This window comes from Geodermatophilus sp. SYSU D00697 (assembly GCF_054050175.1).
Genome location: NZ_JBJGYV010000039.1, coordinates 1 through 23,285 on the forward strand (window position 1 = coordinate 1; position 23,285 = coordinate 23,285).

General features: G+C 74.2%; 23 protein-coding genes and 1 pseudogene. 11 read left to right on the forward strand and 13 right to left on the reverse strand.

Going from position 1 to position 23,285, the window contains the following annotated elements; genetic code table 11:
- The 3 genes and pseudogenes from ACI79C_RS22690 to ACI79C_RS22700 all read left to right on the forward strand — a co-directional run.
- A pseudogene (locus tag ACI79C_RS22690) lies at nt 1–245 on the forward strand (S-(hydroxymethyl)mycothiol dehydrogenase); the annotation flags it as partial.
- Between the two features lie 46 nt (nt 246–291).
- Nucleotides 292–891 carry an MBL fold metallo-hydrolase gene (locus ACI79C_RS22695; RefSeq protein WP_456947955.1) on the forward strand — a complete coding sequence of 200 codons (600 nt, stop codon included), beginning with the start codon at nt 292–294 and terminating at the stop codon, nt 889–891.
- Entirely contained in the window at nt 881–1,834 is a 954-nt protein-coding gene (locus tag ACI79C_RS22700) for a methylenetetrahydrofolate reductase (RefSeq protein WP_456947956.1), read from the forward strand. The genes ACI79C_RS22695 and ACI79C_RS22700 overlap by 11 nt, the downstream gene beginning before the upstream one ends.
- Nucleotides 1,835–1,950: 116 nt before the next feature.
- On the opposite strand, the gene ACI79C_RS22705 is transcribed toward ACI79C_RS22700, so the two are convergent.
- Together ACI79C_RS22705 and ACI79C_RS22710 are read right to left on the reverse strand one after the other, a co-directional pair.
- On the reverse strand, nt 1,951–3,072 hold the full coding sequence (locus tag ACI79C_RS22705) for an aromatic ring-hydroxylating oxygenase subunit alpha (protein WP_456947957.1): 1,122 nt from the start codon (nt 3,070–3,072) through the stop codon (nt 1,951–1,953).
- A gap of 214 nt (nt 3,073–3,286) precedes the next feature.
- Nucleotides 3,287–4,087: an IclR family transcriptional regulator gene (locus ACI79C_RS22710; RefSeq protein WP_456947958.1), complete on the reverse strand. Its 801-nt coding sequence runs from the start codon at nt 4,085–4,087 to the stop codon at nt 3,287–3,289.
- A 128-nt stretch (nt 4,088–4,215) separates the two neighbouring features.
- Between ACI79C_RS22710 and ACI79C_RS22715 the strand changes: the two genes are divergently transcribed.
- Nucleotides 4,216–4,536 (forward strand): bifunctional 3-phenylpropionate/cinnamic acid dioxygenase ferredoxin subunit, encoded by a 321-nt coding sequence (locus tag ACI79C_RS22715; RefSeq protein ID WP_456947959.1) that lies wholly within the window; start codon nt 4,216–4,218, stop codon nt 4,534–4,536.
- The gene (locus ACI79C_RS22720; RefSeq protein ID WP_456947960.1) at nt 4,533–5,705 is read left to right on the forward strand and encodes an NAD(P)/FAD-dependent oxidoreductase; all 1,173 of its coding nucleotides are present in this window, start codon (nt 4,533–4,535) and stop codon (nt 5,703–5,705) included. Before ACI79C_RS22715 ends, ACI79C_RS22720 begins: the two co-directional genes overlap by 4 nt.
- Before the next feature lie 45 nt (nt 5,706–5,750).
- Here the strand turns inward: ACI79C_RS22720 and ACI79C_RS22725 are convergent, their stop codons facing one another.
- Nucleotides 5,751–6,860 carry an MFS transporter gene (locus tag ACI79C_RS22725; protein ID WP_456947961.1) on the reverse strand — a complete coding sequence of 370 codons (1,110 nt, stop codon included), beginning with the start codon at nt 6,858–6,860 and terminating at the stop codon, nt 5,751–5,753.
- Between the two features lie 84 nt (nt 6,861–6,944).
- On the opposite strand from ACI79C_RS22725, the gene ACI79C_RS22730 reads away from it, so the two are divergent.
- Nucleotides 6,945–7,556, forward strand: a complete 612-nt coding sequence (locus tag ACI79C_RS22730) for a TetR/AcrR family transcriptional regulator (protein ID WP_456947962.1) — start codon at nt 6,945–6,947, stop codon at nt 7,554–7,556.
- Nucleotides 7,557–7,588: 32 nt separating this feature from the next.
- Here the strand turns inward: ACI79C_RS22730 and ACI79C_RS22735 are convergent, their stop codons facing one another.
- Nucleotides 7,589–9,430, reverse strand: a complete 1,842-nt coding sequence (locus ACI79C_RS22735; protein WP_456947963.1) for a BCCT family transporter — start codon at nt 9,428–9,430, stop codon at nt 7,589–7,591.
- 475 nt (nt 9,431–9,905) lie between these two features.
- Between ACI79C_RS22735 and ACI79C_RS22740 the strand changes: the two genes are divergently transcribed.
- Nucleotides 9,906–11,378: a sulfatase family protein gene (locus ACI79C_RS22740; RefSeq protein ID WP_456947964.1), complete on the forward strand. Its 1,473-nt coding sequence runs from the start codon at nt 9,906–9,908 to the stop codon at nt 11,376–11,378.
- An 84-nt stretch (nt 11,379–11,462) separates the two neighbouring features.
- On the opposite strand, the gene ACI79C_RS22745 is transcribed toward ACI79C_RS22740, so the two are convergent.
- The 5 genes from ACI79C_RS22745 to ACI79C_RS22765 form a co-directional block, all read right to left on the reverse strand.
- Nucleotides 11,463–11,621 carry a hypothetical protein gene (locus ACI79C_RS22745; RefSeq protein ID WP_456947965.1) on the reverse strand — a complete coding sequence of 53 codons (159 nt, stop codon included), beginning with the start codon at nt 11,619–11,621 and terminating at the stop codon, nt 11,463–11,465.
- Nucleotides 11,622–12,489: 868 nt separating this feature from the next.
- Complete coding sequence (locus ACI79C_RS22750; protein WP_456947966.1) at nt 12,490–12,903, reverse strand: nuclear transport factor 2 family protein; 414 nt, start codon at nt 12,901–12,903, stop codon at nt 12,490–12,492.
- Between the two features lie 64 nt (nt 12,904–12,967).
- Entirely contained in the window at nt 12,968–13,594 is a 627-nt protein-coding gene (locus tag ACI79C_RS22755) for an iron transporter (protein ID WP_456947967.1), read from the reverse strand.
- Between the two features lie 136 nt (nt 13,595–13,730).
- Nucleotides 13,731–14,735 carry an ion channel gene (locus tag ACI79C_RS22760; RefSeq protein ID WP_456947968.1) on the reverse strand — a complete coding sequence of 335 codons (1,005 nt, stop codon included), beginning with the start codon at nt 14,733–14,735 and terminating at the stop codon, nt 13,731–13,733.
- Nucleotide 14,736: 1 nt separating this feature from the next.
- Complete coding sequence (locus ACI79C_RS22765; RefSeq protein WP_456947969.1) at nt 14,737–15,498, reverse strand: hypothetical protein; 762 nt, start codon at nt 15,496–15,498, stop codon at nt 14,737–14,739.
- 150 nt (nt 15,499–15,648) lie between these two features.
- On the opposite strand from ACI79C_RS22765, the gene ACI79C_RS22770 reads away from it, so the two are divergent.
- A complete protein-coding gene (locus ACI79C_RS22770) occupies nt 15,649–17,007 on the forward strand; it encodes a DUF2254 domain-containing protein (RefSeq protein ID WP_456947970.1) in 1,359 nt (452 codons plus the stop codon).
- A 19-nt stretch (nt 17,008–17,026) separates the two neighbouring features.
- On the opposite strand, the gene ACI79C_RS22775 is transcribed toward ACI79C_RS22770, so the two are convergent.
- From ACI79C_RS22775 to ACI79C_RS22790, 4 genes are all read right to left on the reverse strand, one after another.
- Nucleotides 17,027–17,542 carry a DUF421 domain-containing protein gene (locus ACI79C_RS22775; RefSeq protein WP_456947971.1) on the reverse strand — a complete coding sequence of 172 codons (516 nt, stop codon included), beginning with the start codon at nt 17,540–17,542 and terminating at the stop codon, nt 17,027–17,029.
- Between the two features lie 16 nt (nt 17,543–17,558).
- Complete coding sequence (locus ACI79C_RS22780) at nt 17,559–18,785, reverse strand: cation:proton antiporter domain-containing protein (RefSeq protein WP_456947972.1); 1,227 nt, start codon at nt 18,783–18,785, stop codon at nt 17,559–17,561.
- A gap of 340 nt (nt 18,786–19,125) precedes the next feature.
- Nucleotides 19,126–19,257 carry a hypothetical protein gene (locus ACI79C_RS22785; protein ID WP_456947973.1) on the reverse strand — a complete coding sequence of 44 codons (132 nt, stop codon included), beginning with the start codon at nt 19,255–19,257 and terminating at the stop codon, nt 19,126–19,128.
- Nucleotides 19,258–19,322: 65 nt separating this feature from the next.
- Entirely contained in the window at nt 19,323–19,667 is a 345-nt protein-coding gene (locus ACI79C_RS22790) for an STAS domain-containing protein (RefSeq protein ID WP_456947974.1), read from the reverse strand.
- Between the two features lie 367 nt (nt 19,668–20,034).
- On the opposite strand from ACI79C_RS22790, the gene ACI79C_RS22795 reads away from it, so the two are divergent.
- From ACI79C_RS22795 to ACI79C_RS22805, 3 genes are all read left to right on the forward strand, one after another.
- The gene (locus tag ACI79C_RS22795) at nt 20,035–21,498 is read left to right on the forward strand and encodes a phosphatase PAP2 family protein (protein WP_456947975.1); all 1,464 of its coding nucleotides are present in this window, start codon (nt 20,035–20,037) and stop codon (nt 21,496–21,498) included.
- Nucleotides 21,495–22,376 carry a metallophosphoesterase gene (locus ACI79C_RS22800; protein ID WP_456947976.1) on the forward strand — a complete coding sequence of 294 codons (882 nt, stop codon included), beginning with the start codon at nt 21,495–21,497 and terminating at the stop codon, nt 22,374–22,376. Before ACI79C_RS22795 ends, ACI79C_RS22800 begins: the two co-directional genes overlap by 4 nt.
- A gap of 173 nt (nt 22,377–22,549) precedes the next feature.
- Nucleotides 22,550–23,245: a response regulator gene (locus ACI79C_RS22805; protein WP_456947977.1), complete on the forward strand. Its 696-nt coding sequence runs from the start codon at nt 22,550–22,552 to the stop codon at nt 23,243–23,245.
- Nucleotides 23,246–23,285: the final 40 nt, after the last annotated feature.

The window sequence follows — 23,285 nt, forward strand, 5'->3', positions numbered from 1 at the left end:
CGGACATGACGATCACCCTGCCGCTGATCGAGGTCTTCGGCCGCGGCGGGGCGCTGAAGTCGAGCTGGTACGGCGACTGCCTGCCCAGCCGGGACTTCCCGATGCTGGTCGACCTGTACCTGCAGGGTCGCTTCCCGCTCGACGACTTCGTCACCGAGGCCATGGGCCTGGACGACGTCGAGGAGGCGTTCGACGACCTGCGCCGGGGTGAGGTGCTGCGCTCGGTGGTGGTGATGGACAAGTGAGCGTCCGGACGACGAGCGAGGAGCGCGACGAGTGGGGAGGCGAGCCATGAGGACCGCACGGATCGACAAGGCCGTCGTCAGCGGCAGGTGCAGCCTCGACGGACGGCACCACGAGGTCGACAACAACGTCTGGCTGGTCGGGGACGACGACGAGGTGCTCGTCATCGACGCCCCGCACGACGCCGCACCGATCCTGGAGGTGGTCGGCGGGCGCACGGTGACGGCGATCGTGCTCACCCACGGGCACCACGACCACATCGCCGCCGCCGTCGCGCTGCGCGAGGCGACCGGCGCGCCGATCTGGATGGACCCCGCCGACCTCCCGCTCTGGCGGAGCGTCCACCCGGATGCGCTGCCCGATCGACCCGTCGGCCACGGCACGCCCTTCTCCGTGGCGGGGACACTGCTGGTCTCGATGCACTCCCCCGGCGGCACCTCGCTGTACGCCCGCGACCTCGACACCGTCTTCGCCGGGGCCCCCCTGTCGCGGGGCGCACCCGGCGGGAGCGGGCACCCCTCCAGCGACGAGCCGACCGTCCTCAGGTCTCTCCGCTCGGGCCTGCTGACCCTGCCCGCGGACACGGTCGTCAAGACCTGCCACGGCGAGGACACGACGATCGCCGCGGAGGCGGGCCGTGTCCGTTGAGGTCCCCGGCGGGCCCGGGGTGCGCGGCAGGGCGGTCCTCCCGGCCACCGTCGAGAGCCGGCCGGGGCCTCGACCGGCCGGGGGTCCGCTTGAGCGGGCACTGCGGGGTGCGAGCTGCGAGATCCTGCCGCTGCGGGGAGCCGAGGAGTCGGTCCTCGAGCACGTCCCGCGCACGGTGCCCCTCACCGTGACGGTGACCGAGGCCAAGGGCCTGACGCCCACGCTGGAGCTGGCGGAGCGTCTGTCCGGCTCCGGGTTCGCCGTCAGACCCCACCTGGCGGCCCGGCTGGTCCGGGACCGGGCGGACCTGGCCGACGTCGTGGCACGCCTCCACGCCGCCGACGTGGACGGCGTGTTCGTCGTCGGGGGCGACGCCGCCGAGCCGGCGGGCTCCTTCCCGGACGCCCTCACCCTGCTCGAGGAGCTGGAGACCGCCGGCCACTCCTTCCGCCACGTGGGGATCGGCGGCTACCCGGAGGGGCACGGGCACATCAGCGCGGAGCTGATCGAGCGCGCTCTCGAGCGGAAGGCCCCGCACGCGACCCACGTCATCACGCAGCTGTGCTTCCGAGCCGCGACCACCGTGGCGTGGGCACGGCAGGCCGCGCAACGGGGCGTGGACCTGCCGATCCGGGTCGGGCTGCCCGGCGCGGTGACGCGCCAGAAGCTGGTGCGCATCTCGGCCGGGCTCGGCCTCGGGCAGTCGGCCCGCTTCCTGACCAGGCAGCACAGCGTGTTCTGGCGCTTCTTCCTCCCCCACGGCTACCGGCCCGACCGGCTGGTCGAACACCTCTCGCCGGCCCTCGAGGACCCCGAGCACGGCCTGTCGGGCTTCCACCTCTTCACGTTCAACGAGGTGGCGCGGACCGAGGCGTGGCGGCAGGAGTGGCTGGCCCGCCTGTCGGACGCCGGTGGGACGACCGGTGGGAACCCCGCGGTCTGACGTCCCCGTGCGGAGGGGGGGGGGGGGGGGGGGGGGCGGGGGGGCCCCCGCCGGGCGGGGGGGGGGGGGGGCCGGGAGGACGACGTCCTCCCGGCCCCGCGGTCCGTGCGTGCGGCTCAGCCCGACAGACGGTGGGTCAGCCACTCGTGGAAGGCGCCGATGTGGTGCTCGGAGGGCACGAGGACGCCGCCGTTGGCGTAGGCGCGGGAGGACATGGCCGGCTGGGTCCGCTCGCAGGCGGCGAAGTCCTGCTCGTTGACCCGGTGGAACAGTTCCACCGACCGCGTGACGTCCCGGCCGGACTCGACCACCTCGTGGGAGTACAGCCAGTCGCACTCCACGATCGTCCGGTCGGCCGCGATCGGGAACATGCGGTGGAAGATGACGTGGTCGGGCACCAGGTTGACGAAGACCGTCGGCCGGACCGTGATGGCGTAGTAGCGGCGGTCCTGCTCCTCCTCGACGCCGGGCAGCCGGTCGAAGCCCTCGCTGCCGTCGACGGTGAAGCCCTTGACGTCGTCCCCGAACTCCGCGCCGTGCCCGACGAAGAACTGCGCCGCGTAGCCGTCGGCGAACTCGGGGAGCACCTCGGTCAGCTCGGGGTGGATCGTCGCGCAGTGGTAGCACTCCATGAAGTTCTCGATGATGAGCTTCCAGTTCGCCTGCACGTCGTAGGTGATGCGGCGCCCCACGGACAGCGAGTCGAGCTGGTAGTGGTCGATCGACTCCACGTCGCCGAGGCGCTCGACGACGTCGGCCACGACCTCGTCCTCGAACGACGGGGGCTCCTTGGCCAGGCACACCCACGCGTAGCCGAGCCACTCGCGCAGGGCCACCGGCACCAGGCCGTACTCCACCCGGTCGATGTCGGGCATCTTCGTCAGGTTCGGGGCCGCGATGAGCTTGCCCTCGAGGTCGTAGGTCCAGGCGTGGTACGGGCACTGGAAGGCCCGCTTGACCGCGCCGGAGTCCTCCGTGCAGATCTGCGCGCCCCGGTGCCGGCAGATGTTGAGGAAGGCCCGCAGCCGGCCGTCCCGGCTGCGGACGACGAGCACGCTCTCCCTCCCCACCTGGACCTTCTTGAAGGAGCCGGGAGTCGGCAGGTCGCTCGAGCGCACCGCGCAGAACCACATGTCCTCGAACACCCGGGACTGCTCCAGCGCGAAGACGGCGGGGTCGGTGTAGTAGGAGCCCGGCAGCGTGGAGATGAGGCTCGCGGGCTGGTCGGTGGTGGTCATACGGCACCTCGGGGTTCCGTCGGGCGAGGGAGGACTTCGCCGGAGGTCGGACTACGCGGGGTCTTGACAGGCCACGGCCGCCGCCCACCAGAGAGCTCAAGGCGACCGTTGTGTTGCACATTACTCAGCGCGTCGCGCAGGGCGCAACAGTCAACGCGCGCAGCTGTGCCTGATACAGCCCCGCGACACCGGCCCCGCGACGGCCCCGCCCGGGTCAGCGCGGCTGACCGAAGAAGCCCAGCCTCCGGCTCAGCTCGTCGGCGCCCGCCAGCACCCGCCGGGCGAGCCGCGGGTGGTCCTCCGGGTCCATCCGGAAGGAGGGCCCGGAGACGCTGAGGGCCGCGACCACGTCCCCGTCCGCACCCCGGACGGGCGCCGCGACGGCGTTGAGACCCACCTCGTACTCCTCGGCCGTGGCACCCCACCCCTGCTCGACGATCCGGTCGAGGTCCTGCCGCAGCGCCTCGGGGTCGGTGACCGTGGCGGGGGTGAAGCGCGGCAGGTCCCGGGAGAGCACGTCCTTGCGGACGGCGTCGGGAGCGTGGGCCAGGAGCACCTTGCCGCTCGACGTCGCGTGCAGCGGGGTGCCCTGCCCCACCCAGTTGTGCGTGCTCAGCGCCGCCGGCCCACGGGCCTGGCTCACGTTCACGGCACGGTCGCCGTCCAGGATGGCGATGTTGACCGTCTCCTCGAGGTCGGCGGCCAGCGCCTGGCAGATCGGCCGCCCCTCCCGGGCGATGTCCAGCTGCGCCGCCGCGGCACCGGCCAGGCGCACGACACCGAAGCCCAGCCGGTACTTGCCGCGGTCGGCCAGCTGCTCGACGAAGCCCCGGCTCTCCAGCGCCGCGACCAGCCGGAAGGCCGTGGACTTGTGCACGCCGAGCTCGGCGGCCACCTCGGTGACGCCGGCCTCCCCCTGCGCCGCCAGGATCTCCAGGACGCTCAGCGCGCGGTCGACGGACTGGACGACCGCGACCGAGCCGCGGTCTGTGTTGTCTACCTGCGGCGCACTCATGACCTCAGGGTAGGTGGCCGGGCGCACGCTCCGGCCCGCCTCTTGACGGCGTAGAGCCCGGCGGCCATGCTGTTGCGCTATCGGCACAGAGTTGCGTTAACCGCAACAGTAGCGAGCCTGGAGCGCCCATGATCCCGGTCTGCCCGACGACCGCGCTGCCGCCCGGAGAAGCGACCCGAGTCGAGGCCGACGAGCCCATCGCGGTCTTCAACGTCGACGGCGACTTCTACGCGATCGACGACACGTGCACCCACCAGGACGCCTCGCTGGCCGACGGCTGGCTGGACGGGTGCGCCGTCGAGTGCCCCCTGCACGCCTCCTGCTTCGACCTGCGCACCGGGGAGGTGTCCGGCCCGCCGGCCAAGACCCCGGTCCGCACCCACCGGGTCGTCGTCCGGGACGGCATGGTCTACGTGCAGCCGGGGGCCGCCGCGGAGGGTGCCGCGTGAGCCCGACGGTCGCCGTCGTCGGGGCCTCCCTGGCCGGCCTGTCGGCTGCGCGGGCGCTCCGCGAGCAGTCCTACGAGGGCCGCATCGTGGTCATCGGCGACGAGGTGCACGCCCCCTACGACCGCCCGCCCCTGTCGAAGGAGTTCCTGGCCGGCACGGCCACGCTGGACGACATCGCCCTCGGCGTGCCGGACGACGACACCCTCGGCCTCGAGTGGCGGCTGGGCACCACCGCGGTCGGCCTGGACCCCGGGACCCGCTCGGTGCTGCTGGGCGACGGCGGCGAGGTGCGAGCCGATGGCGTCGTCCTCGCCACGGGGGCCCGCGCCCGGCGACTGCCCGGCAGCGAGGGGCTCGACGGCGTGCACGTGCTGCGCTCCCTCGACGACGCCGTGGCCCTGCGGGAGGACCTGGCCGCCGGCGGACGGCTCGTCGTGATCGGCGCCGGCTTCATCGGCGCGGAGGTCGCCTCGACCGCCCGCACGCTCGGGCTGGAGGTCACCGTCGTCGAGACCCAGCCCGTCCCGCTCGCCGGACCGCTCGGCGCCGACATGGGCGCGGTCTGCGCCGGGTTGCACGCCGACCACGGCACCCGCCTGCTGGTCGGCACCGGGGTCGCGGGACTGGTCGGCACCGGCCGGGTCGAGGCCGTGGAACTGACCGACGGCACGCGCCTGCCCGCCGACGTGGTGGTCGTGGGCATCGGTGCCATCCCGAACACCGAGTGGCTCGCGGGCTCGGGCGTGGCCCTCGGCAACGGCGTCCTCACCGACCCCCGCGGCGCCACCAGCACCCCCGGCGTCGTCGCGGTCGGCGACTGCGCCGCGACGTGGTCGACCTCCACGGAGCGGCACGTCCGCATCGAGCACTGGACCAACGCCCTCGAGCAGCCGGCCACCGCGGCTGCCACCCTGCTCGGTGTCGGGACACCGGCGCGGACGCCGGTGCCCTACTTCTGGTCCGACCAGTACGGCACCCGCATCCAGTTCGCCGGGTCGCGCCGCGAGGGCGACGTCGCCCGCGTGGTCGAGGGCAGCTGCGCCGACCGCAGCTTCCTGGTGGTCTACGAGCGCGACGGGAACCCGGTGGCCGTCCTCGGGATGAACCAGCCCCGACTGTTCACCCGCTGGCGCCGCCAGTTGCGCTCGGCGGTGCCCGCCGCGTCCTGACCTCCGCCGGCGGTCGGCACCGCCGGCGGCCACCCGTGCCCCAGGTCAGCCCTGACGGCGTCCGCGGGGAGCGGCGACCGCGGCTGCCGACAGCAGCGCCGCGGCGGCGCCCAGGGTGGCCGGCGTGCCGGCGGCGTCGACGAGCAGGCCGAGCAGTGCGGCGCCGGCGGCCTGGCCGGCGGTCAGGGCGATGAACAACAGGGCCGTGGCCTGCGCGGCCGCACCTGGGGCCAGCCTGCTGCCCCAGGCGATGAGCACGCCGCTCAGCGCCACGAAGCCGCAGCCGAACAGCGCCAGCGCGCTCGCGGCGGCCGGCACGGATCCGGGCCGCCAGGCGAGCAGCACCGTCCCCGCGACGGCGAGCCCCGTCGAGGTCACCCAGGCGGTGGTGAGCCCGGCTCTGCGCACGAGGCTCCCGCTCAGGCCGCCCACGAGGGCGGCGCCACCCAGGAGACACCACAGCAGCCCGGTGACCTCGGTGGACAGCCCGCTCGCGGTCGTCGCGTCCGGACCGAACGTCCACACCCCGGCCCCGCCGGCCCCGGCGAGCAGGCCGGCGGTCAGCGCGCGCCCGAGGCGCTGCGGCCGCAGGCCCGACTGCGACCGATCGGGGTCGGGCGAGGGTGGGCTCCAGCAGGCGGACCGGTCGGCCCACCAGGTCACGACCAGCGCACCGCCGGCGAAGCCGAGCCATGCCCAGCGCCACTCCCCGGGCCAGGCCAGCACCATCAGGCCGCCGGCGAGCACCCCCGCCCCGGTGCCGCTGTTCACCACCCCCTGGGACCGGGGCTCGGCGCGTGGCGACACCGTGGCGACCACGGCGGCCACGAGTGCCGGGCTGGCGGCTCCGGCGCCGCTGCCGGCGACGAGGGCCCCGATCGCCAGGACGGGTGTCGAGCCCGCGGAAGCGACCACCAGCGACCCCGCGGCCGCACTGACGCCGGCCGACCACAGGGCTCGGCGCGCCCGACCGCGGTCGACCAGGCGCAGGGCCAGGACGGCCGCGACGCAGTAGGCGAGGTAGCTGCCCGCGGCGATCCCGCCCGCGACCCCGGACGTCAGCCCCAGGTCCGATCGGAACTGCGGCAGGTAGAGGCCGAAGCCGTACCGGGACAGGCCGTAGGTCACCGCGACCACCAGCAGTCCGCTGGCCACCAGCTCGTACGGGGCCCACCGAGCGGGCGAGCCGGGGACCGGCTGTAACGATCGTTTCAGCATAACGAGCGTTATGCTAGGACCGTGTCCTCCGTCGCCGCGAGGCGGCCGGCCCGGGAGCGACTGCTCGACGCCGCCGGCGAGCTGTTCTACGAGTCCGGGATCGCCGCGACCGGGGTGGACGCCGTCCTGGCCCGCGCCGGGGTGTCCCCCGCGACCCTGTACGCACACTTCTCCGGCAAGGACGGCCTGGTGGCGGCCTACCTCGAGCACCGCTTCCGGCGCTGGCAGCAGATCTGGGACGACGTCCTCGAGGAGCAGGCCGACCCGGTCGACCGACTGCTGTCGGTCTTCGACGCGGTCGCCCGGTACCGCGGAGCGGAGGGCGGCCGCCGCGGGTGCGCGTTCCTCGCCGCGGCCACCGAGCTGCCCCCCGGCCATCCCGGCCACCGATGGCTGGCCGCCGACTCACGGCTGCTGACCGGGCGCCTCCGCGAGCTGGCCGGGTCGGCCGGTGCCGACGACCCCACCGAGATCGCCGACGGCCTGCTGTCCTTCTACGACGGCGCCCTGGCCCGCCTCGCCCGCCAGGCGACCACGTCCGGCCTGGACACCGGCGACCCGGTGCGCCGCGCCCGGCAGATGGCGGCGGACTGGCTGGCGGGCCGACTGCGCCCGGCCCACGGCTCTGCCTGAGCCGGGCGCGCCTGCCCTCCCTGCCAGCCCTCTCAGTCGCGGGGATCGAGGGGCCGGCCGATGGCCTCGGCCGCGTGCTGACCCTGCGCCGGCACCGACGAGCCCTCCACCGGGGCCACGAAGTTGCCGCTGTGGCTCACCTGCCGCCGGCCACCCGGCTCCGGGCCGGTCGCGGACGGCTCCGCCGCCACGCTGTCACCGCCGGGGGCGTCGGCACTCCGGGACGGCTCGACCACCAGGACGAAGTCGTCGCCGTGCCGGCTGATGCCGTCGACGACGGCCTGCTCGATCGCGAGGCTGGCGTAGTTGCCCCGGAGCACGATGGGGTCACGCCGGAGGTCCTTGACCAGGCTCACCGCCATCGCCGCCATCACCAGGGCGAAGGGCAGCGCCACGATGATCGTCAGGTTCTGCAGCCCGGTGAGCGCAGCGCCGTCCTCGCCGAGGAGCAACATGATCGCCGCGACCGAGCCCATCACCACGCCCCAGAAGACGACGACCCAGCGGCTCGGCTCCAGGGTGCCGCGCTGGGAGAGCGACCCCATGACGATCGAGGCGGCGTCGGCACCGGACACGAAGAAGATCGCCACGAGGACCATCACGAGCACCGTCGCGGCGGTGGCCAGGGGGTACTGGTCGAGGACGGCGAACAGCTGCCCCTCGGTGGTGCCCTGACCGGCGACGTCCAGGCCGTCGCGCTGGGCGGCGATGCCGGCGCCGCCGAAGACGGCGAACCACAGCAGGCTGACCAGGCTGGGCACCAGCAGCACGCCGGTGACGAACTGCCGGATGGTGCGGCCGCGGCTGATCCGGGCGATGAAAAGTCCGACGAACGGCGTCCAGCTGATCCACCAGGCCCAGTAGAAGACCGTCCAGCCACGCAGCCAGGCGGCCATCGGGTCCCCGCCGGTGGCCTCGGTGCGCGCGGCCATCTCGCCGAGGTCGGAGAAGTAGCTGCCGATCGCGTCGGGGATGAGGTTGAGGATGAAGATCGTCGGCCCGAGGACGAAGACGAACAGCGCGAGCAGCAGGGCCAGCACCATGTTGGTGTTGGAGAGCCACTGGATGCCCTTGGCGATGCCGGAGACCGCCGACGCGACGAACGCCGCGGTCAGCACGGCGATGATCGCGACGAGGACGCCGTTGCCGACGTCCCCGGCCCAGCCGAGGATCTCCACGCCGCTGCCGATCTGCAGCGCGCCGAGCCCCAGCGAGGCCGCCGAGCCGAACAGCGTCGCGAAGATGGCCAGGACGTCGATCGTCCGTCCGGCCGGACCGGCGGCCCGGCGCTCGCCGAGCAGCGGGATGAAGGCGGAGCTGATCAGCTGCCGGCGGCCCCGCCGGAACGTGCCGTAGGCGATCGCCAACCCGACGACGGCGTACATCGCCCAGGGGTGCAGCGTCCAGTGGAACAGCGTGGTGGCCATCGCCGTCTGGATGGCCTCGGAGGTCTGGGCCTCGGTCGTGAGCGGTGGCGGGGCGACGTAGTGCGAGAGCGGCTCGGCGACCCCGAAGAACATCAGCCCGATACCCATGCCGGCGCTGAACATCATCGCGATCCACGAGATGGTGCGGAACTCCGGCCGCTCGTCGTCGCGCCCCAGCGGGATCCGCCCGTACTTGCTGGCCGCCAGCCAGATCACGTAGACCACGAACGCCGACGCCAACAGCACGAACAGCCAGCCCAGCCGACCGGTGACCCAGCCGAGGACCGACCCGCTCACGGTGCCCAGCCCCGTGGGGGTGGCGAAGCCCCAGGCGACGAAGGCCAGCGCCATGACCGCGGCGATGGCGAACAGCACCCGGTCGACGGCCCAGTGCCGGTCGGCGACGCAGGGTGGCGGCTCCGCGATGGCCGGATGGATCCCGGTCACGGTCACGTCCGCGGCCCGGGCGGCTGCGCGCGCCTCCCGCACCCCGCCGTCGGCTCCACCGGCCGCGGGCTCCCCGGCCGCCGACCGGCCGGGTGGGCGAGGGGACGCGGGTTGTTCGCTGCGCGGTTGCTCCATGACACTCCCCTATCCTGTTGCGTCATTTGAGACCGACTTCGCATGAGGGAACCAGAGGCGGTAGTGCGGAACAAGAGTCCACGGTGATTCTCCGCACAGCCCCGCCGTGGCCGGTCCCGCATCGCACCGCTGCGACCCGAGACGTCCGACCGACGACGACGGCCGTCGCGGAGGCCGAGCCGGGCGACGACACGCCCGCGACCTTGACGCCACCAGGGCGATGTGACTGACTCCGGGCGCCCTCTGTCTGTGACACAGACCACATCCTGCTCGCGCGCCCCGCGGTCCCGCCGTCCGACGCGGTTCCTGAGCCGCCGGGTCGCCACACGAACGGAGCACCATGCACGAGGACTCCCCGACCCCCGGCTCCGACGTCCGAGCCGGGGGTCTGTCGCGCCGGGCCTTCGTCGGCCTGCTCGGAGCCACGACGGCCGGCGCGGTGGTCGCGCCGGCCGGCTCCGCCGCCGCGGACGAGCGACCCTTCACGCCCACCGCCCGTCCGGACGGCGGGGAGCGACCCAACATCCTGATCGTCATCGCCGACGACCTGGGCTGGGCCGACCTGTCCAGCTACGGGGCGCCGCACATCTCCACGCCCCACCTCGACCGGCTGGCGAGCGAGGGCGTCCGCTTCACCGACGGCTACGCGGGGTCGGCCACGTGCTCGCCGACGCGGATCAGCCTGTACACCGGGCGCTACCCGGGGCGGCTGTACGCCGGCCTGTCCGAACCGATCTCCGGGCCGGATGCCACCGATCCGCGGCGGGGCATCCCTCCCGAGCACCCCACTCTGGCGTCCCTGCTGCGCGGCGCCGGGTACGCGACGGCGATGTTCGGCAAGTGGCACTGCGGACACCTGCCCTGGTACAGCCCGCTGAGGTCGGGCTGGGACGAGTGGTTGGGCAACCTCGGCGGCGGCCTCGACTACTTCTCCAAGGTCGCCCTCAGCGGCGCCCACGACCTCTACGAGAACGAGGTGCCCCACGAGGACCTGCGGTACTACACCGACATCCTCACCGAGCGCACCGTCGAGTACCTGCACCGCGACCACGAGAGGCCGTGGCTGGTCAACCTCAACTACACGACGCCGCACTGGCCCTGGGAGGGCCCCGGGGACAAGTCCGTCAGCGACGAGCTCACCGCCCGCGCGACGTCCGGCGATCGGCTCGCCCTGTTCCACTACGACGGCGGCTCGGTGGCCAAGTACGTGGAGATGGTCCAGGACATGGACGCGTCCATCGGGGAGGTGCTGCAGGCGCTCCGGGACACGGGGCAGGACCGGAACACCATCGTGTTGTTCAAGAGCGACAACGGCGGCGAGCGGTTCTCCTACCAGTGGCCGCTGCGGGGAGGGAAGATCGACGCCCTGGAGGGCGGCATCCGCATCCCCACCATCCTGCGGTGGCCGGCGGGGGTGCCCGCCGGACAGGTCTCCGACCTCCCGGTGGTCACCATGGACTGGACCCGCACGCTGCTCGCCGTCGCGGACGTGGCGCCGGACCCCGGCTACCCGATGGACGGCCGCGACCTGAGCGAGTACCTGTGGGGCTCGGGGCAACCACCGGCGGAGGACCTGTTCTGGCGGGTCGTCGACCAGGGTGCGTTGCGACGCGGGAAGTGGAAGTACTGGGTCTCCCACGACGTGGACCGCAACGTCGTGGAGGAGGGGTTGTTCGACCTCTCCGTCGACCAGCGGGAGGAAGCGGACCTGGCCTCGCGGGAGCCGGCCGCGCTGGCCGAGCTGCGTGACGCGTGGAACCGGATCGAGGAGACCCTGCTCGACTACCCGCCGGGGGCCGTCCGCGGGCGGTGACCGCCGCCTGCAGCTGGGTGCTGGTACCCCGCGGCCCGAGCAGTCCCACCGCCGTGGGGACCAGCCGGCGGTCGCTGTCCCGCATCAGGCCAGGGGTGGGTCCGCCAGCAGGCGGCGGATCGGCGCCAGGGCCGCCCTCAGCGGCAGGACCCGTGCCACCGCGTCGCGCACCGCGGCGGCGGGCGGGGAGGTCCGGAACAGCAGCCTGGCCAGAGCGCGGGAGTCGTCCTGCGCGGACTCCACCCGGTGACGTTGCCGGGCCTCGAAGCGGTCAGCGCGCTGGGCACCGACCCGGGGGTGGCTGCGCCCAGCGACTCCGCCAGGACGGCGGCGCCGACCACGAGGACGCGCAACGCGTCGTCCCGGACCGCGGCCAGGTGGTCGGGCAGGGGAACCGGTCGGAGCATGCGCGCCGTCTCCCCTCGGGGTCGCTCGCCCGTGGCCGACCCGTGCGGCCCGGGGTCACCGACGGCCGCGACCGGCAGGTGGCGCGGCCCCGATCGGCTCAGGACGCCCGGGTCGGCCGCGGGAGGACCGAGCCGGCTCCGGTCGTGGTCGGCGCCGGGGGCAGCCGCCGTCCACACCGGAGACAGAACCGGCTCGGCCGCGATCCAGCGCCCGCTCCGGGACAGCCCATCCGCCTGCTCCTCCCGACGCGGTCGACCTGACGCCGTGGACGGTGTCACCGACACCTGCCGGGGTCGGGCAGGCCCACCAGCGTGTGACGAGACCACAACGGACCGTCATGCAGCGGACGCCGCATTGAGTTCCGGTGACGATCGCGCGGACCTGGCGGGCTGTGCCACCACGGCCCCCCTGCCTGTCCCAGCCTCGTCGGCATGGATGCGATCTGGGTCCAGTCCCTGCACAACCTGCACTGTCCGCACTGCGACAACCGGCTCGTCCAGCGGGCGAGCCGCCATCTCCACCCCGAGCTGGTGGCATCGGTCTACGTCGGTGAGGTGGGCACGCTCAGCTGCCCGCACGGGCACCCGCTCCCCAGCCGCCGGGAGCTGTACGACCACCGCGCGCGGCAGGGACACGCGCCGAGCGCACCGGTCGCGGAGGTCCTCCCGCCCACGGCTGGGCGTCGTGCCGGGCACGACACGGCTCAGTGGCGCGACCGCGGAGCCCCGTCGGGGGTCACGGACAACCGGTCCTGGTCGGCGACCACGTGGTCGCCGGACGTCGACAGCGTGAGGTCCTCGACCCGGTAGTGGATGGTCTGGGCGGTGATCCAGCCGTCCTCGATGAGGTAGGAGTCGACCCCGCACCGGACGCGGAAGCGGTCGTCACCGCCCCGCCACTCGAGCAGGCACAGCCGGTCGTCGGCGAGGACGTGGCTGTAGGTGTACGAGCCGGAGGAGCCGATCGCGGCCCAGAGCCGGTGCGCCGACCTCCTGACGCCGTCGTGGCCGCGGAACACCGCGCGGGCGGTGAGGACGACGACGTGCGGCGAGTAGTTCTCCCACAGGTCCTGTTCGAGGTCCCCCGCCTTCCGCAGCCGCAGGTGTGCGGCGAGCACGTCCCGGCTGCTCCGGTGACGGAGAGCGGGCTCCCGCGTCATGCCTTCCACGTGGTCCTCCCGATCAGCCTGCGTAGGGGGTCTCCGGGCCGCGCGGCCGGGCGTCAGGGCTGGGCTTGCGTCCCCGTTCGAAGGTCACGTCGTCGAAGACGGCGTCGACGGCCGCCTCGAACCGCCTGCCGTTGACCGGGTCGTGGCGCATCCAGGTCGGTGGCTCGATCTCCACGAGGACCGTGTACGGCCCCTCCCCCGGCACGCGGGCGTTGACGCCGTAGTGGTGGAGGAACGGGTGCCAGAGGAACGGAGCCCGCTGGCTCAGGAGCTCGCGTTCCCCGTCCAGGACGGTCACCGTGACGTCGAGTCCGGGCACGAACCGCCCGTCGGCTCCGTCGGCGACGGCGACCTCGATGTGGGTGTTCGCCTCCTCCGGCGCCTCTCGCCACACGAGGCGTCCGGAGTCGTCGGGGGCGTACATGCCTTCCGCCTGCTCCGTGACCAGCGCGACGAGGTAGTGACCGGCGCGCGTGACGGCCGCGCCGTCCTCCTCCGCCATCGCCTGCAGCGCCCGGCCGTAGGCATCCCCCTGCTGCCGTGCCGTGTCGAGCTGCTCCGGCTGCGCCTCGTTGCTCCCGCTCGTCGGCGGGCGGACCGCCGGGGTCGACCGATCGTTGACGACGCGCCGTGCCGACACAGCCTCGCTCCCCTCGTCGCGCCTGCCGTGCTCTCCGGCTGCCCGTGCCACCGGCCGGGAAACGACGGCCGGCCCTCTGTCACAGAACCGACATGGGTGGTGCGACCGCACCCGACCCGGGGTCACCGGATCGCCCTCATGACGACGGCCACGGCCAGCCGGCCTCGTGGACGAGTTGCCGCAGGCGACGCCGACGGTCGGCCTCGACGACCAGCCGCTCCCCGAGGACGGCTCCCGGCCGCAGCGGGATGCCGGCGCGGAGCAGCGGTTCCACCGACGGCGGCGGAGGGGGGGCGTCGTCGGAGCGAGGTGCCGACGTGGTGCCGACCGTCCGGATGTAGCGGTCGACGGCGCGACGGGCGGACGTGGTGGCCGTCCGGTCCGGTGCCACGGCCGGGTCGACGGCGGCGGTCAGCAGGAGCAGGGCGTCGTCGAGGACGGCGATCGCCATGGGCGCGGACTCCTCCGGGGACCGGCTGCGGAAGTAGTGCAGCACCGGGTAGGCGAAGTGCTGCTGGACCACGGTCGCGAGCGGGGCGACCAGGCCCACCAGGTGCTGGGTGAACGCCGGGCTGAACGACCCGCCCGACCACCCGGCGGCCACGACCTCCGCCCCGGTGGAGCCCAGCGCGGTGATCTGCGTGGCGAGCGCGCGGCGGGTGACCACGGCGGACACGACCGACAGCAGGTACGTGATCGCCAGCGTGACGAGCGCCAGCCCGCCGAAGCTCGCGACGGAGGTCATGACCCGCCAGAGCGGGGAGTCGGCGACGAAGTCCCCGACGCCGAGGGTGGAGACGGCGAAGCCGGCGAAGTAGGCGACATCCCACGCGGAGGCGGGGACCCCGGCGTCCGCGGACTCGATCGAACCGCTGCCCAGGAAGACCAGCCACCAGCCCGCCCACGTCGCCGCGACCCAGGTGAGCGCCGTCAGCACGAGCAGCGCCGGTCCGGCGTTGGACAGCACCCGGGACCGGCTCCCTCTGGGCCGCACCCGCAACACCCCGCGCCAGAGCCAGCCCAGGACCCGCCGGGTCAGAGGCCCGGCGCCCTGCCCGAAGGTGAGCGTGGTGGTCAGGACGTCGAAGAGGACGGCGACGACCACGACCGCGCCGACGGCGATGGGGACCGCGTCGGCCACCTCACTCGCCCAGCGCGGTCACGAGGGTCAGCAGGGCGGCATAGAGGGCCAGGCCGACGACGAACCACCGGTAGTCCGAGCGCCCGGTGGACGGCAGTTCCTCCTTGAAGACGTTGAGCAGGATCGAACCGCCCAGCAGGGCCGTGAGGAGCGCGACGACGACGGTGCTCGTCGGCGCGAACAGCGCGTCCAGGCCCCATCCCGCCAGGAGCGCCACGGCCAGCAGGACCCGTCCGCTGCGGGGGAAACGGCGGGGGTAGTGCTCCTCGAGGGACCGGTCGGTCAGCACGAAGTGCAGGGCCATCGCGACGGCGAAGAGGACGGCGAAGGCGAGGCCGGTCCGCAGGCGCAGGGCCATCGTGTAGGTGATCAGGCCGTTGTAGACCATGAACGAGCCGAGGTGGAGCCAGTAGACCCCGGCCGGTTCCTGCCCGCCGGGCCCGGTGGCCGCCCGTCGGCGGGCCAGCCGTTCCAGACCGTAGAAGGCGGCGAAGCCGGTGAGCGCGACCAGGAAGACGCTGAGGTCGAGCAACGGCGTCGGCTCCACGACGTCACTGAGCGCCTCCCCGATCGCCTCGTTGCCCTCCGCGAGCTCGGGCAGCAGGTGGAGGAAGACGTAGGCCACCGCGAGCCCGCCGGCGAAGGAGCCCGTCACGGACTCCGGGACGAGGGGCAGCCGCCGGATGCGGGGAGCCGCCACGTGCAGGGCGGCCAGGAGCACGGTGATGACCAGAGCGCCGAGGACCGACTGCGTCGCCGTCACCTGTGCCTCCACGGGGAGTCCCCTGTCGTCGTGTCCACCGAGGACGTGCCCTTCCCCCGACGGCGCCGGGCACTCCGGGCGGGGTGTGACGAGCTCGTGACGTTCTCCGCCATCCGGTGGCCGAGGGCCCGGCCGAGGTAGGGAGCAGGCATGCGACACCCTCCCGGCCGCGGTCGGCTCGGGCGCTCGGCTGCGTGGATCTGGGCCCGGGTGCGCAGCTCGCTGTGGCCGCTCCCGGTCCTGGCCATCGTCGTGGCCATCGGCCTGGGCACCGCGGTCCCGGCACTGGACCAGGTCCTGCAGCGGCCCGGGGGGCAGCACCCGCTGACCCTCGTCTTCGGCGGTGGACCGTCGGCGGCCCGGGACGTGCTGGCCGCGATCGCCGGCTCACTGATCTCCGTGACGGGGTTGACGTTCTCGTTCACCGTGGTGGCGCTGCAGCTGGCCAGCAGCCAGCACTCACCGCGGTTCCTCCAGACCTTCGTGGCCGACCGCGTCGTCCAGACCACCCTGGCCCTGCTGGTCGGCACGTTCGTCTACGCGCTCACGGTGCTGCGCACGGTGCGGACCGAGGAGTCGGCCGGGCCGGCGTTCGTCCCGCGGCTGTCGGTCTCCGTCGGCTTCGTCCTCACCCTGGCCAGCGTCGTGGGCCTGGTCCTCTTCCTCGGCCACCTGGCCCGGTCCCTGCGCGTGGAGACGATGCTGCGGGACGTCTCCGAGGAGGCGCGCGCCACCTACGCGCGAGAGCTGCCGCGCCAGGACGACGACTCCCCCGTCGACCTGCCCCTGCTCCCCGGCCCGGCCACGCCGGTGTGCGCGCGGGAGAGCGGCTTCGTCACCGACGTCGACGGCGAGCGCATCGCCGCGGCGGCGGCCGCTGCCGGCGTGACGGTGGTCCTCGAGCCGCGGATCGGTGACTCGGTCGTCGCGGGCACGCCGCTCGCACACGTCCGGCCCTGCTCCGCGGGCACGGCCACGGAGCTCGAGGAGGTCGAACGCGCGCTGCACGAGGGCGTGCACCTGGGCTTCGAGCGCCGTCCCGACCGGGACGTCGCCTACAGCCTCCGCAAGGTCGTCGACATCGCCGTCCGCGCCCTCTCCCCCGGGACGAACGACCCGACGACGGCCGTGCACGCGCTGTCCCACGTCTCGGCGCTGCTCGGCGAGCTGGTGACGCACTCCCTGCGTCCGAGCCAGGTCCAGGACGCCGACGGTGTCCTCCGGCTGGTCCTGCCGCAGTGGGACGCCCCCGCGCTGCTGAGGCTGGGCCTCGAGGAGCCGATCCACTTCGCCGAGGGACAGCCCGCCGTCCTCCGCCGTCTGGCCCGGCTCCTGCGGGAACTCGCCTGGCGGGCACCGCGCGGCGTCCTCGACGGACAGCTGTGCGGGTACCTGGAGCGGGTCGTGCGGCGCGCGGAGGACTCCACCGACGTGGACCCGGCGGAGACGGGGCGCTGGCGACGTCAGCTCAGGGACGCCCTGGCCGGCCGCTGGGCTCCGCCGCTGTGACCGCCACCGAGTGGTGGGGTCACCCGTCCACCCCTCGCACTCCGCGCAGGCTCGACCTGTTCCCGGCCTCCGAGTCCGGGATGACGCTCAGGGAGCCGTCGCTCTCCAGGACCACTGCCGCGATCGAGGACAGGTCCCCGGATCCCGACGCCCGCACGGCCTGCCGGATCTCGTCCATCGTCACCCGCTCGTCCCGCAGGGCGGTCGGCACCGGACGGCCGTCGCGCAGCAGCAGGGTGGGCCGAGCCGTGACCACCCGGCGCAGCCCGGGGCGACGCACCGTCGCCCAGGCGACCACCGACTGCAGCAGTGCCAGCACCAGCAACGCGACGGCGCCCTCGGCCCAGGACACATCACTGCTGAGCAGGATGGTGGCGAGCGTCGAGCCCAGCGCGACGGTGACCACGAGGTCGAAGGCGTTGAGCTTGGCCAGCGTCCGCTTGCCGGTCAGCCGCAGGAGCAGCACCACCGTGACGTAGGCGCTGGCCCCGACCGCCGCGACCCGCACCAGGTCGGACCAGGAGTCGAACCACATGCGGGCAGGACCTCTCTCAGTGAGCGGAGCTGTCGATGGACGCCGCGCGGGTGCGCCGGCAGAGCACCCGGCCGGGCGAGGACGTGATGCCGTGGACGACCGTGCTCCCCGCCACCACGAGGCTGCCCGCAGCGAGGACCACCGGGTCCACGGACAGGCGCTCGGCCTCCATCGCCAGGTAGAACAGCGCCGAGACGCCGATCGGACCGAACCAACCGAGGAACACCGCATCCGCCCGCCGCAACCCCAGCGGCCGGCGCAGCACCCACACGACCGGCAGACGGCGCCAGAGCAGGACCGCCAGCACGAACACGGGTCCGCTCCATCCCAGGTCCGCCCACGCCGACCACGGCAGGACGACGCCGAGGGCCACGAACAGCGGGAGCACCAGGAAGCGGTTGACCGCCTCGTCGATCGGGACGTCGTCGGTGCGCTCGGGTCCGGTGGCCACGGCGTTGAACGCCAGCCCGGCGACGAACACCGCGAGGATCCCGTCGACGTGCACGAGGCCCGCCGTCCCCAGGACCGCGAAGGCGAGGACCGCGGTGAACAGCAACCGGGGACCGGCGTCGGTGGACCCGTGCTCCTCCCCCGCCCGCAGCGCGCGGGCGCCGAGCCAGCCGAGGAGGACCCCCAGGAGGACCGCCCCGGCCACCTGCCACAGCGACTCGGCGAGAGCCGCCCCGACGCTGTCGGCGCCGGCGATGGCGACGGCGATCAGGACCAGCGGCAGCGCGAGGCCGTCGTTGGCGCCGGACTCCAGGGAGAGGATCTGCCGGTCCCGGGCCGGGAGGTCCTCCTCGGCAGGGTCGCCGGTGACCACGCTGGAGGCCAGGACCGGGTCCGTGGGGCAGAGGGCCGCGCCGATCAGCGCGGCGGCCCCCAACCCGACGCCGAGCACCGCGGCCGCCAGCCCTGCGGTGACGACCGCCATGACCGGCATCGCGACCGCGAGGAGCAGCAGCACCGGGCGCAGCCGGGCCCGAGCGTCGCGCACGGGGTAGCGCAGGGCCACGGCCATGACCGAGATCGCCAGCAGCAGCCGGGTGGCGGTGTGCAGCCAGGTGGAGTCCTCGGTCAGGGGCGGCACGGTGAGGAGTCCGAGCACCTCCGGCCCGATGAGCACCCCCAGGGCGAGGGCCAGGACCGGCTCGGACACCGGCCACCGCCGCAGGCGTCCCGACAGCGCGGCCACCACCAGTCCCAGCGCGCCCGCCGAGGCGAGGACGACGTCGATCAGCACCGGTCCCACCTGCCCGGTCCGGCGGTCACGGCTGCCGGCCCTCGCCGCCGGGTCGTCGGAGGGCGATCCGGTGGACCCGGGTCATCCGTGCTCCCTCCGCGCATCGGCACGTCCGTCCTGGGCCCCTGGCCTACCCGCACCGACGCCGCCGGCGCAGCCGTGCACGTGACAGTTCCGTGACACGGCCCCGGCCGCGTGACCGGTGCGGCCAGGAGGTCGGGTCACCCCCCCCCCCCCCCGCCACAGGGGGCGACGGACGGGCGTCACCGCCAGGCGTTCGACGCCCACGGCCTGGTCGAGCCGGCCCGACGAGCCTGCGCTGTGTCGCGGAGGTCGAGGATCACGTCCGCGGGTGGATCGTGGTCCCCAGCACCGTGCCGACGACCAGCGACAGGGTGAGGGCGGCGACGCCCACCCAGACCCAGCCCTCGATCACCGCGCCGATGGCCACGGCTCCCAGACAGGCGATCACGAGGAGCAGGACGGGCCCACGCGCCGTCCCCTTCCCTGGACGCGACGCGGTCGCCTGGGGAGCCGTCACTGCGTCCTCCCGCCTGGCCAGTTCAGCAGGGTCATCCGACCGCCCGCGTCCGCGACCTCCGCCTCCAGGGACCGGACGGCGTGCAGGCCGGCGTCATCGACGGCCTGCACGCCGCCCAGATCGAGGAGGACGCTCGTGCAGCCACCGCGGCGCAGGCCGGCGATCGTGCCGCTCAGCATGTCGGCGGCGCGAGTGTCGAGGCGTCCGCTCGCGCGGATGGAACCGGTGCGGGGATCGACGGTCTCGGTGAAGGACGAGCCCTCGACCGCGGTGGTCCCCGCCGGCTCCCCGCCTCCGCGCTGCCCCCCGGCGTGCCCGTCCGGGTGCCCGGTGCTTGCCATCTCGAGCCCTTCCCTCACTGAGTACGTCCGGCCGCTGCTCCGCAGCAGTGCCCGGTCCCACGGTCGCCGTCCCGGAGGTCGGTGCCAACGGCTCCGCGCGAAGCGTCATGGATCTGTCTCTCGCGAGGGGCCCGCGCGACGACACCGGCGCGCCCTCCTCGACCGGTCCTCGCAGCCGTGTGGCGCGTTGACCGCGGCCGGTGTCCCGACGCCCGGCGCGGCGGTCGCGGTCGTCCCACGCCGGGACGAGCGCCCGTGCTGAGCCGCCGTTCCGTCGACCGCGCCGTTCCCCGGGTTCCTTGTCGAGTCGGTGACGAACGCCGGCCCCTCGGATGAGGACGGCGATCGGGGGCACGCAGACGGGACGATGAGATCGGACCTCGCCGCCCGGAGCCCGGCCGCCGACACCACCGGCATGGGCCGCTTCGGGCTGCGTTCGCTGCTGGGATGGGCAGCCGTCGTCGTCGGCGTGGTCCCGTTCCTGCTGCTGTGGCTGCTGGTCCGGCTCTCGTGGTCGCCCCTGGCGGCGGTGGACGCCGGGGTCGCGGCGGGGCTGAACGAGTGGGTCAGCCGTTCCCCCCTCCTGGTGGCGGTGCTGTCCGCGGTCACCGACCTCGGCGGCACGGGCGTGGCCGTCCTCGTCCTCACCCTGATGACGGTGTTCCTGCTCATCCGCCGGCACCGGCGACTGGCGGCCTTCGTCGCCACGACGGGTGTGGGCTTGGCGGTGCTCGGTCCGGTGACCAAGGCGGTGGTGGACCGGACCCGGCCCGTGGTGGAGTCCCCGGTCGTCGAGACGCCGTCCAACGCCAGCTTCCCGAGCGGGCACGCCATGACGGCGCTGGTGACCTGGGGCGTCGTGCTGCTCGTGGCCCTCCCGTCGGTGCGCCGTCGGACCCGGCCGTGGCTGGTCGCCGCCACGGCGGTCCTGGTGGTCGTCGTCGGCCTCACCCGCCTGGCCCTGGGAGTGCACTTCGTCTCGGACGTGCTCGCCGGGTGGGCGCTCGGGGCGGGCTGGCTGGCGGCGACGACCGCGGCGTTCCGGGGGTGGCAGCACGAGCGCGGAGTGCGGCCCGACGAAGCCCTCGACCCCCTCGACGTCCCGCCGGAGGAGGGCGCCCACCTGGCGACCGCACCGGCGCCGCCCACGCGCGGGGCCGCGCAGACCGCCCTCCGGCTGCTGTCCGTGGCAGCGGCCGTCGTGGCCACCCTGACCGCCCTGGGACTGCTCGTGACCGGGGCCCTGGCCGACACCTGGGTGGACCGGTGGGACCGCACGGTCGTCGCCTGGTTCGTCGAGGTGCGCAGCCCGGACCTGACCGCCGTCATGGACGCGGTGGGAGCCCTCGCCGGCGCGCGGACGGTCGTGGCCGTCGGGCTCGCGCTGGCGGTCACGGCCCTGGCGGTCACGGGCAGCTGGCGCCCCGTCGTCTTCGTCGGCGTCACGCTGCTCGGAGAGGTCGTCCTGTACTGGCTGACCGCGGAGGCCGTCGAGCGGGTGCGTCCGCCGGTCGCGGACCTGACCTCGGGGCTCCCGCGGGCGGCGAGTTGGCCCTCGGGGCACGTCGCTGCGGCGGTGGCCCTCTACGGGGCGATGGCCGTCCTGGCCCTCGCCCACGGCCGCGGTCGAGGGCGCTGGACGGTGCTCGTGCTGCCCGTGCTCGTCCCGGCCGCGGTCGGGGTCAGCCGGGTGTACGCCGCCGCCCACCACCCGACGGACGTGCTCGCCGGTCTCCTGCTCGGCGCGGTCTGGATCTGCGCCTGCGCGCGTCTCCTGCCGCGGGCCGGCCACGCCGTCCGGGGCCGCACCCACGAACGGAGCGCGACATGACCCACCGGCTCGGACGGATCGCAGCCGTGCTCGGCGTCCTGCTGGCGCTCCTGCTGGTCTACGGCGTCCTGGTGGAACCGCGGCTGGTCCTCGACGAGGAGCGCGCCGAGGTCCCCATGCCGCGCCTCGGTGAGCGCCTGGCCGGCACCGAGGTCGCGGTCGTGTCCGACTTCCAGCTCGGCATGTGGCTGGCCAACACCGGCATGGTCGAGCGGGCGATCGGGACCGTCGTGGCCGCCGAGCCGGACGTCGCCCTGCTGGGCGGCGACTTCCTCTACAGCACCGATCCGAGCGCTGCCGACCAGATCGACACGCTGCTCGAGCTGCTGGACCCGCTGCTCGCGTCGGGCATCCCCACCGTCGCCGTCCTCGGCAACCACGACCACGCCGTCGGTGCGGCCGACGAGCTCACCGGTGCCCTCGAGGACGCCGGGGTGCCCGTGCTGCGCAACGAAGCGGTACCGGTGCCCGGCCTGGGCGACCGGCCCGAGGACACGCTGCACGTGGTGGGGGTCGGCGCGGACCTCCCGGGCCTGGCCGACGTGGACCGGGCCCTCGCCGACGTCCCGGACGAGGCGCCCCGGGTGGTGCTCATGCACAACCCGACCGTGTTCCCCGAGCTCCCGCCCGGCAGTGCCCCGCTGACCCTGGCCGGGCACACCCACTGCGGCCAGGTGGCGCTGCCCGGCACGCCGCACTGGGGCTACCTCGCGCTGACCAGCGAGGAACGCATCGTCGCCGACGGATGGGCGCCGGAGGACCACGGCGCCGAGGGCAACCGGCTGTTCGTCACCTGCGGCATCGGCTTCAGCGTCGTGCCCATCCGGGTCAACGCCCCGCCGCAGGTCGCCTTCTTCGAGCTGCGCCCCGCACGCTGACCCTGGCCGTCACCTGCCGGTCACAGCCCCCCGCCCGGTCAGGCGGGCGACATGACGATCGCGCGACATCCCGGCCATCACCGTGTCCGGGACCGATGACCTCCCGCGACCATCCGGACGCACCTCGGGCGGTGCTGTCGGCGTCGCCCTGAGGCTGGTGGACGGAGGGACGAGTGAGCACACTCACCGACGTGCCCCGATCGGTGCTCATCGTCGAGGACGACCCACGGGTCCGCCGGGTCGTCGCGATGACCCTGCAGCGTGAGGGTCTCGAGGTCGTCGAGGCCGACAGCGGCGAGGCAGGCCTGGAGCACCTGGCCCAGCGGGACTTCGACGTGGTCCTGCTGGACCTCATGCTGCCGGGCAAGGACGGCTTCGAGGTCTGTCGGGAGATCCGTCGCACGTCCAACGTCCCGATCATCATGGTCACGGCCCGGGGGGACAGCCACGACGTGGTGGCAGGCCTGGAGGCCGGCGCCGACGACTACGTGTCCAAGCCGTTCGTGGCCAAGGAGCTGTCGGCGCGGATCCGCGCGCTGAGCCGCCGCACCCGCGCCCCGGAACCACGCGTGCGGATCGAGGTCGGCGACCTGGAGATCGCCCCGCAGGACGGCACGGTGACCCGCGACGGCGAGCCGGTCAACCTCACCCGGACCGAGTTCAAGCTGCTGTGCGAGCTGGCCACCGAGCCGGGCCGCGTGCTCAGCCGGGAGCAACTGCTGGAGCGGGTCTGGGGGTACGACTACTTCGGCGACTCGCGACTGGTCGACGTGCACGTCCGGCGGTTGCGCAAGAAGGTCGAGGAGGACCCCAGCAACCCCACCGTGGTGACCACCGTGCGCGGCATGGGATACCGCGTCCCGGGGTGACCGCCACCCGGTCCCGCCCCGCCCCGGCGGCAGCGGGCGA

Excerpts from the sequence above, each read along its gene's own strand:
- ACI79C_RS22695 (WP_456947955.1), top strand. The coding sequence starts at position 292 with ATGAGGACCGCACGGATCGACAAGGCCGTCGTCAGCGGCAGGTGCAGC.
- ACI79C_RS22705 (WP_456947957.1), bottom strand. The coding sequence starts at position 3,072 with ATGACCACCACCGACCAGCCCGCGAGCCTCATCTCCACGCTGCCGGGC.
- ACI79C_RS22710 (WP_456947958.1), bottom strand. The coding sequence starts at position 4,087 with ATGAGTGCGCCGCAGGTAGACAACACAGACCGCGGCTCGGTCGCGGTC.
- ACI79C_RS22715 (WP_456947959.1), top strand. The coding sequence starts at position 4,216 with ATGATCCCGGTCTGCCCGACGACCGCGCTGCCGCCCGGAGAAGCGACC.
- ACI79C_RS22740 (WP_456947964.1), top strand. The coding sequence starts at position 9,906 with ATGCACGAGGACTCCCCGACCCCCGGCTCCGACGTCCGAGCCGGGGGT.
- ACI79C_RS22770 (WP_456947970.1), top strand. The coding sequence starts at position 15,649 with ATGCGACACCCTCCCGGCCGCGGTCGGCTCGGGCGCTCGGCTGCGTGG.
- ACI79C_RS22775 (WP_456947971.1), bottom strand. The coding sequence starts at position 17,542 with ATGTGGTTCGACTCCTGGTCCGACCTGGTGCGGGTCGCGGCGGTCGGG.
- ACI79C_RS22790 (WP_456947974.1), bottom strand. The coding sequence starts at position 19,667 with ATGGCAAGCACCGGGCACCCGGACGGGCACGCCGGGGGGCAGCGCGGA.
- ACI79C_RS22795 (WP_456947975.1), top strand. The coding sequence starts at position 20,035 with ATGAGATCGGACCTCGCCGCCCGGAGCCCGGCCGCCGACACCACCGGC.
- ACI79C_RS22800 (WP_456947976.1), top strand. The coding sequence starts at position 21,495 with ATGACCCACCGGCTCGGACGGATCGCAGCCGTGCTCGGCGTCCTGCTG.